This window comes from Aeromonas sp. PI_26, assembly GCF_027854445.1.
In the GTDB taxonomy this organism is placed as follows: domain Bacteria; phylum Pseudomonadota; class Gammaproteobacteria; order Enterobacterales; family Aeromonadaceae; genus Aeromonas; species Aeromonas veronii.
In genome coordinates, this window is sequence record NZ_JAJNOE010000015.1 from 24,537 (window position 1) to 37,589 (window position 13,053).

The 13,053-nt window shown below is 53.8% G+C and carries 14 protein-coding genes; 10 read left to right on the forward strand and 4 right to left on the reverse strand.

Annotated features, from left to right (window positions below; translation table 11 throughout):
* Positions 1-214 precede the first annotated feature (214 nt).
* From yjeM to LRL22_RS15455, 4 genes are all read left to right on the forward strand, one after another.
* Complete coding sequence (gene yjeM / locus LRL22_RS15440; RefSeq protein WP_042053465.1) at positions 215-1,681, forward strand: glutamate/gamma-aminobutyrate family transporter YjeM; 1,467 nt, start codon at positions 215-217, stop codon at positions 1,679-1,681.
* A 259-nt stretch (positions 1,682-1,940) separates the two neighbouring features.
* Positions 1,941-2,852, forward strand: a complete 912-nt coding sequence (gene pbpG, locus LRL22_RS15445) for a D-alanyl-D-alanine endopeptidase (protein WP_270905777.1) — start codon at positions 1,941-1,943, stop codon at positions 2,850-2,852.
* Positions 2,853-3,027: 175 nt separating this feature from the next.
* Positions 3,028-5,070 (forward strand): TonB-dependent receptor, encoded by a 2,043-nt coding sequence (locus LRL22_RS15450; protein WP_270905778.1) that lies wholly within the window; start codon positions 3,028-3,030, stop codon positions 5,068-5,070.
* A 21-nt stretch (positions 5,071-5,091) separates the two neighbouring features.
* A complete protein-coding gene (locus LRL22_RS15455; RefSeq protein WP_336296655.1) occupies positions 5,092-5,757 on the forward strand; it encodes a PepSY-associated TM helix domain-containing protein in 666 nt (221 codons plus the stop codon).
* Between the two features lie 363 nt (positions 5,758-6,120).
* Here the strand turns inward: LRL22_RS15455 and LRL22_RS15460 are convergent, their stop codons facing one another.
* On the reverse strand, positions 6,121-7,173 hold the full coding sequence (locus LRL22_RS15460; RefSeq protein WP_270905780.1) for a site-specific integrase: 1,053 nt from the start codon (positions 7,171-7,173) through the stop codon (positions 6,121-6,123).
* Positions 7,174-7,363: 190 nt separating this feature from the next.
* Here LRL22_RS15460 and LRL22_RS15465 point away from each other — a divergent pair, with 190 nt between their 5' ends.
* Positions 7,364-8,305: a DNA cytosine methyltransferase gene (locus LRL22_RS15465; protein WP_270905781.1), complete on the forward strand. Its 942-nt coding sequence runs from the start codon at positions 7,364-7,366 to the stop codon at positions 8,303-8,305.
* A gap of 2 nt (positions 8,306-8,307) precedes the next feature.
* Here the strand turns inward: LRL22_RS15465 and LRL22_RS15470 are convergent, their stop codons facing one another.
* Genes LRL22_RS15470 through LRL22_RS15480 form a run of 3 tightly spaced genes read right to left on the reverse strand, consistent with a single transcriptional unit; the run spans position 8,308 to position 11,073 of the window.
* Positions 8,308-9,282: a hypothetical protein gene (locus LRL22_RS15470; protein WP_270905782.1), complete on the reverse strand. Its 975-nt coding sequence runs from the start codon at positions 9,280-9,282 to the stop codon at positions 8,308-8,310.
* A gap of 1 nt (position 9,283) precedes the next feature.
* Positions 9,284-10,387, reverse strand: a complete 1,104-nt coding sequence (locus LRL22_RS15475; RefSeq protein ID WP_270905783.1) for a ParB N-terminal domain-containing protein — start codon at positions 10,385-10,387, stop codon at positions 9,284-9,286.
* A 26-nt stretch (positions 10,388-10,413) separates the two neighbouring features.
* Positions 10,414-11,073, reverse strand: coding sequence for a LexA family protein (locus tag LRL22_RS15480; RefSeq protein ID WP_270905784.1), 660 nt, complete (start codon positions 11,071-11,073; stop codon positions 10,414-10,416).
* 135 nt (positions 11,074-11,208) lie between these two features.
* Here LRL22_RS15480 and LRL22_RS15485 point away from each other — a divergent pair, with 135 nt between their 5' ends.
* The 5 genes from LRL22_RS15485 to LRL22_RS15505 all read left to right on the forward strand — a co-directional run bounded on the left by LRL22_RS15485 (position 11,209) and on the right by LRL22_RS15505 (position 12,992).
* Positions 11,209-11,421: a Cro/CI family transcriptional regulator gene (locus tag LRL22_RS15485; protein WP_270905785.1), complete on the forward strand. Its 213-nt coding sequence runs from the start codon at positions 11,209-11,211 to the stop codon at positions 11,419-11,421.
* Between the two features lie 4 nt (positions 11,422-11,425).
* Entirely contained in the window at positions 11,426-11,713 is a 288-nt protein-coding gene (locus LRL22_RS15490) for a hypothetical protein (protein ID WP_270905786.1), read from the forward strand.
* Positions 11,714-11,725: 12 nt separating this feature from the next.
* Complete coding sequence (locus LRL22_RS15495) at positions 11,726-12,130, forward strand: hypothetical protein (protein ID WP_270905787.1); 405 nt, start codon at positions 11,726-11,728, stop codon at positions 12,128-12,130.
* 201 nt (positions 12,131-12,331) lie between these two features.
* Positions 12,332-12,511: a hypothetical protein gene (locus LRL22_RS15500; protein ID WP_270905788.1), complete on the forward strand. Its 180-nt coding sequence runs from the start codon at positions 12,332-12,334 to the stop codon at positions 12,509-12,511.
* A 208-nt stretch (positions 12,512-12,719) separates the two neighbouring features.
* Positions 12,720-12,992: a helix-turn-helix domain-containing protein gene (locus LRL22_RS15505; protein ID WP_425292796.1), complete on the forward strand. Its 273-nt coding sequence runs from the start codon at positions 12,720-12,722 to the stop codon at positions 12,990-12,992.
* The last annotated feature ends 61 nt before the right edge of the window (positions 12,993-13,053 follow it).

Sequence of the window (13,053 nt, forward strand, 5' to 3'; positions counted from 1 at the left end):
CGGCAACGCTGACCAATACCGCGCATGGCACAGACCATGCCGCTCCGCCCATACATTCATTGACCGCCTGACGGGTAAGCCAGCCCGGTCAGAGATGACCCGATCGCGCCCGCCACAGCAGGATGGCATGGCGCTACCGCGTTATTAATGGGTCCGGTTTCGTCTGTTTAATTTTTGATTATTTTAAATCCAGCACCATCAGGGAGTTTTTAATATGTCAGCAAAAAAGCTGAAGTTGGGCGCCTTTATATTGATGATATTAACATCGGTATTTGGCGTCACTAATATCGGGATCGGTTTTTACCGAATGGGATATGCCGCCATTCCGATGTTCGTGATCGGCGGTCTGTTTTTCTTCATCCCGTTCATTTTGATGATGATTGAGTTTGGTACCGGCTTTCGCAAAGAGGCGGGCGGTATCTTTACCTGGATGCGCCACTCGGTCTCGACCCGATTCGCCTTTATCGGTCTGACCATGTGGTTCGCCTCCTACGTCATCTGGATGTTTGGCAAGGCGCTCTCTATGTGGGTGCCCCTCTCCTTCATGCTGTTTGGCCGCGACATCACCGTCATCCCGGTCACCCTGGGTACCGGCATCGACTTTGGCCCCTTTATTCTGGGTGTGGTCGCCATCGCGCTGGTTGCCACCGTCACCAAGCTCATCACCCTGGGTAGCGCCCGCTTCGCCAAAGTGGCGGCCATCGGCGGTCTCTCCGTGGTGGCACTCAACGTGTTGCTGTTGGTCGGCGGCGTCTTCACCTTCGCGGTGAGCGGCATGACCCTGCAGGAGCCCTTCACCCAGGCATCGCTGACGGCCTCTCCCAATGCCGCGTTCAACGACATCATCCCCTTCCTCGGCTTTATGGTGTTCGCCATCTTCGCCTACGGCGGGGTCGAGGCGATGGCCGGGGTGGCTGACGAGCTGGAAGATCCGGAGCGCGACCTCAAGCGCGGCATCTTCCTCTCCGGCGCCTTCATCGTGCTCTGCTACATCATCGGCTTTCTGGCGGTCGGCTCCATCATGCGCTGGAGCGACTTCCCGGCCGAGGGGATCACCTCTCTCTCCGCCCTCTTCATCATCATGCTGGAGCTGGGGCGCCATCTTGGTGGCGAGTGGCTGGGACAGGTGTTCATGCGCTTTGCTGGATTGGGCATGTTCCTGAGCTATCTGGGTGCCTTTATCGCCCTCTCCTACGCACCGCTGCGCCAGTTCATCACCGGCACCCCGAGCTACTTCTGGCCGGAGCGTTTCCAGCGCGAGAACGAGAATGGCGTGCGGATTGAAGCCCTCAAGGTGCAAGCCTGGGTGGTCTGTCTGTTCATTGCCGCCAAGTCCATCTTTACCCTGATCAACCCGGAAGGGGCCGCCGCCCTCTATGAGCTGATCATCACCATGACCAACGTCGGCATGACCCTGCCCTACATGTTCCTCATCTACGCCTGGTATCGCTATCGCAACAACCCGGCGCTGGGCAAGGATCTGATCTTCTTCAAGAGCGCGGGCTCGGTGCTGCTGGCTACCATCATCAGCCTGATCCTGGTCGCCTTCGGCAACGTCTTTACCGTGGTAGCCCCCTTTATCTCCGGCGATATATCCACCGGCGTCTGGACCATCATTGGCCCGCTGCTGTTCGTGGTGATCGCCATGCGCTTCAAGATCAAGCAGGAAGATGCCCACTAAACGGCAGGCAATGCTCCATGCCAATCGGGACTGTTCTGGTCCCGATTTTTTTAGCGCCGGCTTCCGCTCACCATCACGGCCAGCCCATAGTTTCAATGTAAAAAAAGACTCTATGGAGACCTGTTTTACGCTCTCCTCGCCGTCAGAGCGCGCTCAACGCCGTAAATTATCAATATCAAGGTGAGAATGATTGTGAAGCGCCAGTTCACGACATATAACTTAGCGAGATATCCCTGTATTTCGTCCGGTAGAGCTGATCATGATGATGCGTTCCCTCCTTCCCCTGTTGCTTGGCGCAGTAATGCTGCCGGCCACTATGGACAGTGCCCATGCCAACCCCTTTTCCGCCAGCAGCAAGAGCAGCAGCGGCTTTCTCGAGCGACGGGATGTGCCTAACCTCAGCTCGGCTGCCTTCGTGGTGGCCAACCACAGAACCGGCGAGGTGATCTCCGAGCGCAACGGCAACCGGGTCATGCCCATCGCCTCACTCACCAAGCTGATGACGGCGCTGGTAGTGCTGGATGCCAACCTGCGCCTCAACGAAATGCTCACCGTGACCAATGCCGACATCGACCGCATCAAGGGAACCGGTTCACGACTGGCCATCGGCTCCAGGCTCAGTCGCGCCGAAATGCTCCATATCGCCCTGATGTCCTCTGAAAACCGCGCCGCCTCGGCGCTGGCCCGCCACTATCCTGGCGGCCAGCGTGCCTTCGTCGAGGCGATGAATGCCAAGGCTCGCATGCTGGGGATGTGGAATACCCGCTACGCCGACAGTACCGGGCTCAACCCGCGCAATGTCTCCACCGCGCAGGATCTCGCCAAACTCGCCGCCGCAGCGGCCTCCTATCCGCTGATCCGCCAATATTCCACCGACGAGCAGAGCTATGTGCGCACCAACAAGCGTCAGCTGCACTACCTCAACTCCAACCGGCTGATCCGCGAAGGGCAATGGGAGTTCACCCTCTCCAAGACCGGCTATATCCGCGAAGCGGGCCGCTGTCTGGTGCTGGGCACCAAGGTCAATCGTGAGCCGGTGATCATGGTGCTGCTCAATGCCGAGACCACCAACGATCGGGTCGCCGACGCCAAGCGGATCAAAACCTGGCTGGAGAGCTCGGGCAGAACCACCCTGGCCGCCAACCAGAGCAGCATGCAGACTCACCAGTAAGCTCGAGATCCCCAACCAAGCGAGGCACCTGCCTCGCTTTTTTTATCTGCATTTCACCTTGTCAGACAAATGAAAATCAATATCATTGGCATCCCGCTTTGGCGGGTCAGGCTAATTATAATTAAATCAATATGTTCGAGCCGTCAGGTCGACATCCAAAGAGTCAATATTGAATATGCAGCACCCTCACTTTCGCAGAACGCTGGTCTCGCTGGCACTGCTGGGCACCGGCTTCACAGCCCAGGCCGCCGATGAAACCATGACTGTGGTTGGCAAACGCTCCCAGCATCAGGAAGTTGCCACCGCAACCCGTACCAATACGCCAGCCAAGCTGGTTCCGCAGACCATCGACAGCGTAAAGGTCAGCGAGCTGACCGCCTTCGGCCAACCGACGCTGAGTGAAGCCCTGAACGGCATTCCCGGGGTCAACGCCAGCGGTGATACCCGCTTCGACGGGGTCAATATCCGCGGCTTCAGCGCCAGCAACGACTTCTATCTCGACGGGTTCCGCGACGACATGCAGTACACCCGGGATCTCGGCAATATCGAGCGGGTGGAAGTGCTCAAGGGCCCGGCTGCCGTGCTCTACGGACGTGGCAGCACGGGGGGCATCGTCAACCGGGTCAGCAAGAAGCCGCAGAAAGGGCAGGAGTCCAGCGTCACCGCCCGGGTCGGCAGCTTTGACAGCCAGCGGCTGGCCGCCGACCTCAATGGCGAGGCGAGTGAGCAGGTGCAACTGCGCCTCAACATGGCGCAAGAGGACAAAGATAGCTTCCGCAACGGCGTGAAGAGCAAGCGCACCCTGCTGGCCCCCTCCGCCAACTGGGAGATCAGCGACAACCTCAACTGGCTGGTGCAGTACGAGCGCAACGAACATGACCGCACCCCGGATCGCGGCATTCCCGGGGTCAATGGCCGTCCGGCCGATGTGCCGCGAGAGTATGTCTACAGCGATACCAGCCGCGACTTCATCGATGACGTGGCACAATCCACCCGCTCACGCCTCTCCTGGGATATCAACGATCAGTGGCAGTTGCGCCAGCAGCTCGGTTACTCCACCCTCGACAGCCAGTTTGACAACACCTATGTCACCAGCGTCAAAGGGGATCAGGTGACCCGCTCCCGCTGGCAGCAGGATCTGAAAGCGAAGAACCTGATCAGCAACACCGAGGCCGAAGGTCTGTTCCAGACCGGCCCGGTGGAACATCGCCTGCTGGTTGGCTTCGAGCAGAACTGGCAGGAGCGCACACCCAAGCTCTACCAGAACGCCACCGCCATCCCGTCTGGCAATCTCTACGATCCGGGCTCACTGCCTACCTACAATGGCGCCATGAAGCTCTCCAGCGACGCCAAACACAAGGTGCGCGGCAATGGCCTCTATCTGCAGGATCAGCTCAGCCTGGGTGACTGGCATCTGGTGGGCGGGCTGCGCCGTGACGACTTCACTGTCACCAGTCGCCGCAACGACCTCAACAAGGAGGAGAGCGTCTCGGTCAACAGCCTGAGTCCGCGCCTTGGTCTGGTGTGGAACCCCCTCGAGGATCACGCCTTCTACACCTCCTACAGCAAGACCTTCACTCCGGTGGGCGGCGAGCTGATCGGCATCACCCCGGGTGACAAGAACAACGGGCTGGAACCCCAGCACACCCGCCTCTACGAGGGGGGTGTGAAGAGTGACTGGCTGAACGGCAAGCTGGCGACCACTCTCTCCCTCTATCGACTGGAGATGTACAACAAGCGCACCAAGGATCCGCTGGATCCCACCAAGGTGATCCTCACCGGCCTGCAGCGTACCGAAGGGGTCGAACTGAGCGCCCGCGCCGAGCTGACCGACGAGATCTACCTGCGTGGCGGCTTCGCCATTCAGGATGCGGAGCAGGTCAAGGCGGATGCGGATCTGCAGGGCAAGCGCCCGATGAACGTCTCCCGCCAGAATGGCCAGTTCTATCTCGGCTACAAGAGTGGTGAGCAGGGCTGGTTCGGTGAAACCGGCGTGACGGCGGTGGGCGATCGCTTTGCCGACAACGCCAACACCACCACACTGCCCGGTTACGCCCGCTTCGATGCGCGCGCCGGTTATCGCTGGCAACAGTGGGAAGCCGAGCTGAGCGCCGAGAACCTGACTGACCACGAGTACTTTGTCAGCGCCACCAGTGCCAACCAGATCATGCCGGGCACACCCCGTCAGCTGAGTCTGACCGGTACCTACCGCTTCTGATCTCTGTGACAACCACCCCGACTGGCCAGCCCTTGCTGGCCAGTTTTTTATGAAGCAACCACGATGAAACGCAGAAGAGTTCCCCTTCACAACAACAAATGGGTACGCCGCCTCCATGCCTGGGCCGGTTTTTTTACCCTCGCCCTGATGCTGATGTACGGCATCACCGGCCTCTGGCTGCAACACCGTGCCGTGTTGCCCATCCCCGGCCCCCACACCGACAAATCGAGTGAAGAGATAGTGCTCAAGGCACCGCTCACCAGCCCGGAGCAGCTGAAAAGCCTGCTGCAACAGCGCTATCCCGAAACCTTTGCCGATGGGCGCACCATGATCACCCCGGCCCAGACCCTGCCCACCCCGAACGGTCCGCTCACCCTGCCCGCCAAATGGGAGATGCGCGGCGTCACCCTCAGCCAGAGCGTGGCCGCCAGCTATGTTGAGGGTACCCTGCTGGTACGTACCGACCTGCAACTGGCCAACTTTGCCGCCAGCCTCAACCGGCTGCACCGCGGCATGGGCACCGGCCTCGGCTGGCAGCTGTTTGGCGATATCGCCGCCCTGGCCCTGCTGCTGCTCGCCCTCACCAGCCTGTTTATGTGGACCAAGCTGCACGGCACACCCAGAGCCATCATCGCGCTGACGCTCGCAGGCAGCCTCGGTACCCTGCTGTTTGCCCTGCTGGGATAGTGCGGCAACCATGTTCTGATGCAGCAAGGTTTGGAAAAAACCGCAATAGAAACAGGCCGCTGGCGGTGATGCCGTCAGCGGCTATATCAAGAAAAGGAAATAATGGAGAGCAGGAAAAGAGAAGGGATACCAAGAGGTAACAGGAAGTACTGCCAGCTCAACAGTAACGCCCCAAAAGCGCAGAAACGCCAAAAAAAACAAAAGGCCATCATTGCTGATGGCCTTTTGTCATGAATTTGATGGTGCCCGGGGTCGGACTCGAACCGACACGGTTATTCACCGGCGGATTTTGAAACCACCGCAAGTCATTTTGAATCAATGAGTTGCTGTGGCTTCGTGGGTTTGCATGGGGATAAATGGGACTTATTGTGTATCGCTGGTGAGCGCTGCCGCCATTTTGCCGCCATCTTTCAGCGCGGTGATCGGGTTGAGTTTGACGGCGTCTTCGAGATGGTCGGGGGCGAAGTGGGCGTAACGCATAGTCATCTTGATATCGGTATGGCCGAGGATCCGCTGTAGCACCAAGATATTGCCACCACCCATCATGAAGTGACTCGCGAACGTATGGCGCAGAACGTGGGTGCTCTGCCCAGCAGGCAATTCAATCTCGGCGCGCCGTATCGCTTTCTCGAACTCGGCATAACAGTCGCCGAACAACCTGCCGGTGCGCTTGGGCAGCAATGCCAACAGCCAACCCGCAACCGGTACGGTGCGATTCTTCTTACCCTTGGTACGAGTGAAGGTAAGCCGGCCGATGCCAACCTGTGAGCGGGTCATTTTCTCGATCTCTGACCAGCGGGCACCAGTCGAGAGGCAGAGCATTACGATCAGCCACAAGTCTTTCAGTCCCGCACAGGCAGCAAGCAACCGTTCAATCTCATCCTGATTCAGGAATGCCAACTCGGACTCTTGTACCTTGTACTGACGTAGCACCTCTAGCGGATTGCCATGAGCCCACTCACCCAAGCGGCCGAGTTCATTGAACACAGCCTGCAGGTAAAGCAGTTCGCGGTTGATCGTCGTCGGTGATACCTGCTTGCGCTGACCAGGCACATAAAGTTCGCCTGCCAATCGCCGTTCGCGGTATGCCGCAAACTGCTGGGCCGTGAACTCGGTAGCCAGCGGGTTGCCCAACGCCTCAGCCAGCCAATTCAGCTTGTCGCGGCGTCGATCACCATCGGTCAGGGTTTGGCCATGCCGACCATACCAGAGAGCCACCAAGTCACTCAGCCGCCGCTCATCCACATTCCCCGCCGCTGGCTGTTGCCAGGGCTGGACAAGCATGTGCTTTTCCCAAGCCAAGGCTTCGCCCTTTGTGGCGAAGCGCTTGCGTTTGCGGGGGCCATCACGACCCTGGGGATAGACTTCGGCAAGCCAAAGCTTGGGCTTGCCATCGGTGAGCTTTCTTACTGTCATAACTTCTCCACAAAATTACTGTATGCTTATACAGTAAACATCGAGGATTGAGGATGTTTGGTTTAGTTCCTCTCACACTTGAGATGTGTCAGGCCCCATATAAAGCCCCTCAGGGCCTTCTATTAGCAACTGGGCACTTGTGGCCACAATTTCAAAATTCCGATATAATCCCCATCAACTGGAGAAGACTATGCCAACTGCTGTTTCACTATTTTCGGGGTGTGGGGGTTCGGATGCCGGCATTATCAATGCCGGTTTTGACGTTCTTATGGCCAACGACATCATCCCCTATGCCAAAGACGTGTACCTAGAGAATCATCCTGAAACTGACTATGTTTTAGGAGATGTGCGTAATGTAGAGCATTTCCCTAAGTCGGATCTGCTCGTAGGATGCTACCCATGCCAAGGCTTCAGCCAAGGTGGCGTAAGAGAACCAAGTAGAAAAATCAATTACTTATATCTAGAGTTTGCCAGGGCATTACTTCAGATCAAACCCAAAGCATTTATCGTTGAGAATGTGTCTGGGATGGTCAGAGCAAACTTTCGCCATCTGCTTGAAGACCAAATCAAGGTGTTTACAGAGGCGGGGTATCGCGTCAGCACCTCCGTTCTGAACGCTGCACACTATGGTGTCGCTCAAGAACGTAAACGCATTTTCATCGTCGGCATCCGCCACGACTTTGGCTTGACCTATGAGTTTCCTGAAGCAACTCATGGCCCTGATGCTCAGCAGCCGTTCACAACAATTCGTGAAGCCATTGCTGGGCTGCCAGAGTGGCCTGAAGGGGAGTTCTACGATAGGGAATTTCACTGGTACTACATGTCCAGAGATCGTCGTCGAGACTGGGATCAACTATCCAAGACCATTGTTAGTAATGCTCGGCACATGCCTTTACATCCACTCAGCCCTGCATTGACCAAAGTGGAACACAATGTATGGAGGTTTGTGAATGAGGGTAGAGCTAGACGTTTTAGCTACCGTGAAGCAGCTCGATTACAAGGATTTTCCCAAAATCTTGTATTCCCTGACACTAAAAGTGGCTCTTTGACAAATAGGTATACTGTTATCGGTAATGCCGTGCCTCCGCCCTTATTCACCGCCGTAGCATCAGCATTACCGAACATCTGGTAGGCTTAGACATCAATACGCTGCATATTTATCAACCTGTTGATATGCGGCGTATTTATTATTTGCTCCTCATTTAGGTCATAGGTTTCAGCTAGTTTCATAATCCTATTCCTATCAATCATAACAACAGATCCTGGCTTTTTATCCCAAATGCCTGTGTTTCGTCTCAAATCATGAGGTGCGAAATAATAATTCATTCCTGGGTGTTGAGGTAATATTTTGCTATTTAGGTTGACAGGGCTAGATTCAAATTGTTTATGCTCTAAATCTTTTAAAGACGCCCCACATTGAGCAAAAGCAACAGGAATATTACCTAGGGCGTCTCCCATTGGATGCCAAGCTATCAAGTCTATCCCACCATCACCAGTATCACCAGGTCTTAACTCTTCTTCTTTGAGGATTAAATCTGCATTCAAGTCTATAGCAAGTTGCCTGAATTTATTAAACAATGTACCAGTGTAACCATCAGCAATTTGTTGATGAGCACCGAAAGGCCTAACTATCCATGGCTCAGGCATCATTTTTTTAAAAATATGATAACCTATTAGTTCAAGGTTAGCAGTGATTGGTGCGTACATCTCTCGGTTTACATATCTGAGGCAAGACGCAATTAGTAGTGCTATATATAGTTTTTGCCTTGGTGTTGGATTGTCCACATCAATGCGGCTGGTAAGAACAGTATCATTTATTGCGAATGGCCAATTGTCACCGAATCTTACCTGTCTTGACCTAAAGCAATTTCTGATGTCAGCCCATTTTCTTTGAACTACATTATCCAACCCATATTCGCCATCATCATCATCTAACCCTTCTTGGTCGATGGCCAAATCCTCTACTTCACCTAATGCATCCTCCAGTCCACCACATGAGAATAGACCATCCGCACTTGTAATAGTCAAAAGCTCAACATAATCAGCCCATACATGAACGTATGATACTCGTGGGGGATCACCTAGTTTGATCAGGAAGTCATCAACCATATCATTCCTCGCTTTTTTTGCGACGAATAGCTCTTCTCATGGCTAGATCTAAATCCTCAGCCATTGCATATATTCTACCCACTTGATCAATATGAGCCTCATCAAAAAACCTAACATTAGGAAACATGCTATAGGCAGCTTTGACCTTCATCTCTACTTCATTGAGCGCTTTTGAAAACGCAACTGTAGGCCCCTCACTATATATATATGCGAGTTCTAAACTTCCATCTTGTTTAAGAGCTGTAACTGAGTCTTCGTTTTTAACGATTGCTGCAAGCTTTTTAAGTTGTCTAGATTCACCTAATATAGTGTTTCCTTGTTGGTCTTGGGCATAAATCCAACTAAACAAGTCCTTAGCTTTTTCTCTATTTAATCCTTTTATCTCAATATCAGTTCGGCTTTCCAAGCCGACATATTCTGATATGTCTGTATATGACAGAGCGGTCGTCAACAAACTAAAATCAACATCCTCATCCTTAACATGCTGCAAACCATAAAAACCATGGCTTTTTGCATCGTCATAAACAGCAAGACCTGTAAGCATTTGTGCGACATAGCCCTTCTTACTACCGATTTCTTTAGCTATAGCCTTGAGCATTTCTTCATTATCTATATTTTTGAAAAACTCATCTCTCAATTGAGATATGTATCTAGCTTTAGATAGAGAATCCCATTTCTTAGCACCAGTTATATGTCTATAACCAAGATACCTCAAAATGTCTCTTCTTTGAGGAAATGCAATACATGGGATTTTTGTCGGAGTATGCTTTGCAGTTTCACGTAATGCTGTAATGGATGGCAATGGATCCCTTCCAAAAGCGCCTGAAAGGAGTTTTAGTGCAGCAAGACGACGATTCCCCTCAACTACTGTATACCCCCCCTCAGGTCTCACAGCAACTAGTAGTGGCTCGCCATTGAAGTAATCTTGTTCACCTATTGAACCCATCAGCTCTTGAACGTTTTCGTTACTAACCATTCGTTCAACAACTTCAGCCTCTGGTTGATGCTGAGTACCATAAAGCCGTGAGAATCTTGGGTTCTCAGGGTCAAAATGTAGATCAGATAAATCTATGAGCTCTACATCCTTTTGTTTATTCGTTGCCATAAATAATGTCTCGCATAAAAAAGCTCTTAAATAAAGGAGCGTTTTCTAAATGATCGGTGTTCTACCATCACACCGATGATCTCGATCGGCTGGCGGTCGGAGTGCATGGTGGGGTAATCATCATTGAGCGGTACCAGCTCGAATACCTCTTTCCCATTCTCATCGATGCCGCGGGGACGATACTTTTTGAAAGTAGCCTCTTCGCCGCCGTTCTTGGCGACCACATAGTCACCGGGTCGAGGTTGTTCGTCGGGGTCGATGATGACCAGATCGCCTTCGTTAAAGAACGGGGTCATGGAGTTGCCACGTAACCAGAGGCCAAACCCACACGGGCCGATATCAACGCTGGCAGAGACATATTCAATGTTGCCATCAAAATCGACTGCCTGTTCGCACATTCCTTGCCAATGACCAGCCTGGACATAGCTCAGAACCGGGATCCGCGTCCCTTGCGGGATAACTGCGGGTTCAACATTTGACAGCTCAGGCGATCCCTTCCCTGTAGAAAGCCAGTGGGCATCCACGCCAAACACCCTCGCGAGCGCGACGAGATAGTCCGCGCTCGGCGATACATCACCACTTTCCCACTGCGAGACTGATGGCCCGGTCGCACCAATAAGCTCACCAAGCTTGCGCTGGGTGAGTCCGTGTTTTTTTCGCAGTTCTTTGATTCGTTCATTTTTCATGTTTGAAAACTTTAACATCGATATGTATTGAAGTTTTTAAATTCGATGATTGACTTTCCAAAGTCAAAAAGATAAAAATCTCAAAGTTAAAGATTGAAGTTCCAAAGTTTTGTTCATGATTGAAAGGAGTTTGCGATGAAAAAGGCGGATGTGCTCGAGCACTTTGGTGGGGGTTCTAAGGTGGCGAGGGCGCTGGGCATCAGCGCTGCCACAGTTTCCTGTTGGGGTGAAGTTATCCCCAAGGGACGAGCCTATGAGATCGAGGTGCTGACAGGCGGAGCACTCAAAGCAGGTGAGTGCGTGAGAAAAGCGACGGCCACTGCGCAAGAGCAACCAGGAGAGGCGTAAGAGCATGCCACCCCGCCATATAGACCCAGCCAAGTCAGCATCTGTGCCGGCCGCCATCAACGCGATCAATATCGTGATCTCGCCTGATACCCCGCCACTGATGCCAATAGCCAAATTCGCAGAGTGGGTGGGCGTCTCTGTAGATACCGCTCGTCACTGGGTAAAAACAGGCCGCCTGGATGTGATGAAAAAAGGCCATAAAAACGAGCTTGTGATGGTGATGGTGCACGTGTTCATCGCCAAACAAATGATGGGATTGTTGCCCGTCAACTTGCTCCAGCGTGCAGCGTAAAAGGAGGCAGGTATGAATGCAGCAGAAAAGGCGCTCTCTGAAATCCACGCCCTCTTCGAGCACGAAAGAACAATGGTCCCGAGATGTTGGGCCGATCTTGAGCAGTGCCAGCGCGAGGCAATTTGCTTCACAGCGCAATTGCCAATTTCACTGGCAAAGCCTGAATTCCCTGCGGGGAGGGGTGATCGTGAATCGCTGCGTCTGGCCGCCGCTCGCTTGGACTATCACGACAAGTTCCTTGGTCGCATGGGGTCAAAAGATTGGCGTGATGCACAGATGCCGCCAGAAGAAAAAGCAAAAGGGGGAGAGGCGGAGCCAGTTGACGAGCTGGCACGGAAAAGGAAGGTCTTGAAAGAAGCGCTATCAGCGAATAGCGGACAAGAAAAAACCCAGGTCACTGGCGCCGCAAACGCCTAACTGGGTTTCTATCAATCGCAACCACTACGGAGTAACTGACGTGCAAATACTACCAACGACCAGCGCCCAGCGCAATCTTGAGCTGCTTCAGTGCAAGCTCTCCTGGACTTATGGCAGACGCCTTTCACCGGCAGCCAGGGCCGAACTTATTCGCCGCGTCAGCGACATGGTGCCTTCACCCGCAAATCAAGGAGGCCGCTGATGGCCGATGCAGCTGTTATCACCCGCCGCACTCTCCCCAGCCACAAGGATGCTCACAAGTACCTGCAACAGCAGGGTTACTTCTGTATCGGACAAAGCTGGATGCGCGGTGAGCGTGGCTATGCCCGCATCGAGCCTATGGCCAGCGGTGGCGTGAAAGTTATCGAGGGGGTGGCGTGATGGCGCTTTACCTCATCAACACCCGAACTGCCAGTCACTGCGTGCGCAACACCTTCTCGGCACTGCGCTTGTCTGCGCAGTTGTCTGCGCCTTCCAAGGCAACCAGCACAAACACCAATCTGATCCGCAAATCAGAGCGCGCAGCTGTTCGCTGGCTGGATCTGAATTGCCACCTTAACGCTATCGCTAACCGCCGGAGTAATCAGTCATGACCATGCCAATGCAGATCAACGAATCCCCGCTCAATTACGAAGCCAGAAAGCGCCTGCACCTCTTGCGCAAGAAGCACTTGAAACTGAGCAGACCCAAGTTTGCTGCGCTGCTCGATATGCCGCCGACCACTCTCAAAAACTACGAGCTCGGCTATCGCGAGATCGGTGGCGGTTTCTTTCTGGCAATCGCCAACCACAACTCGCTCACCGAGCACGCCTTCTGGCTGATGACCGGTACCCAGAGATCCCCGCTCATCAACGTCGAGTAACTACCACTTGGCCGGTTCGCCGGCCTTATCGCTGAGCCCCTATGCGTGGGGGTTCATCGAT

What these genes read in the sequence shown, in the direction of transcription:
- yjeM (WP_042053465.1), top strand. Translation starts at nt 215, where the DNA reads ATGTCAGCAAAAAAGCTGAAGTTGGGCGCCTTTATATTGATGATATTA.
- pbpG (WP_270905777.1), top strand. Translation starts at nt 1,941, where the DNA reads ATGATGATGCGTTCCCTCCTTCCCCTGTTGCTTGGCGCAGTAATGCTG.
- LRL22_RS15450 (WP_270905778.1), top strand. Translation starts at nt 3,028, where the DNA reads ATGCAGCACCCTCACTTTCGCAGAACGCTGGTCTCGCTGGCACTGCTG.
- LRL22_RS15460 (WP_270905780.1), bottom strand. Translation starts at nt 7,173, where the DNA reads ATGACAGTAAGAAAGCTCACCGATGGCAAGCCCAAGCTTTGGCTTGCC.
- LRL22_RS15465 (WP_270905781.1), top strand. Translation starts at nt 7,364, where the DNA reads ATGCCAACTGCTGTTTCACTATTTTCGGGGTGTGGGGGTTCGGATGCC.
- LRL22_RS15470 (WP_270905782.1), bottom strand. Translation starts at nt 9,282, where the DNA reads ATGGTTGATGACTTCCTGATCAAACTAGGTGATCCCCCACGAGTATCA.
- LRL22_RS15475 (WP_270905783.1), bottom strand. Translation starts at nt 10,387, where the DNA reads ATGGCAACGAATAAACAAAAGGATGTAGAGCTCATAGATTTATCTGAT.
- LRL22_RS15480 (WP_270905784.1), bottom strand. Translation starts at nt 11,073, where the DNA reads ATGAAAAATGAACGAATCAAAGAACTGCGAAAAAAACACGGACTCACC.
- LRL22_RS15485 (WP_270905785.1), top strand. Translation starts at nt 11,209, where the DNA reads ATGAAAAAGGCGGATGTGCTCGAGCACTTTGGTGGGGGTTCTAAGGTG.
- LRL22_RS15490 (WP_270905786.1), top strand. Translation starts at nt 11,426, where the DNA reads ATGCCACCCCGCCATATAGACCCAGCCAAGTCAGCATCTGTGCCGGCC.
- LRL22_RS15495 (WP_270905787.1), top strand. Translation starts at nt 11,726, where the DNA reads ATGAATGCAGCAGAAAAGGCGCTCTCTGAAATCCACGCCCTCTTCGAG.
- LRL22_RS15500 (WP_270905788.1), top strand. Translation starts at nt 12,332, where the DNA reads ATGGCCGATGCAGCTGTTATCACCCGCCGCACTCTCCCCAGCCACAAG.
- LRL22_RS15505 (WP_425292796.1), top strand. Translation starts at nt 12,720, where the DNA reads ATGACCATGCCAATGCAGATCAACGAATCCCCGCTCAATTACGAAGCC.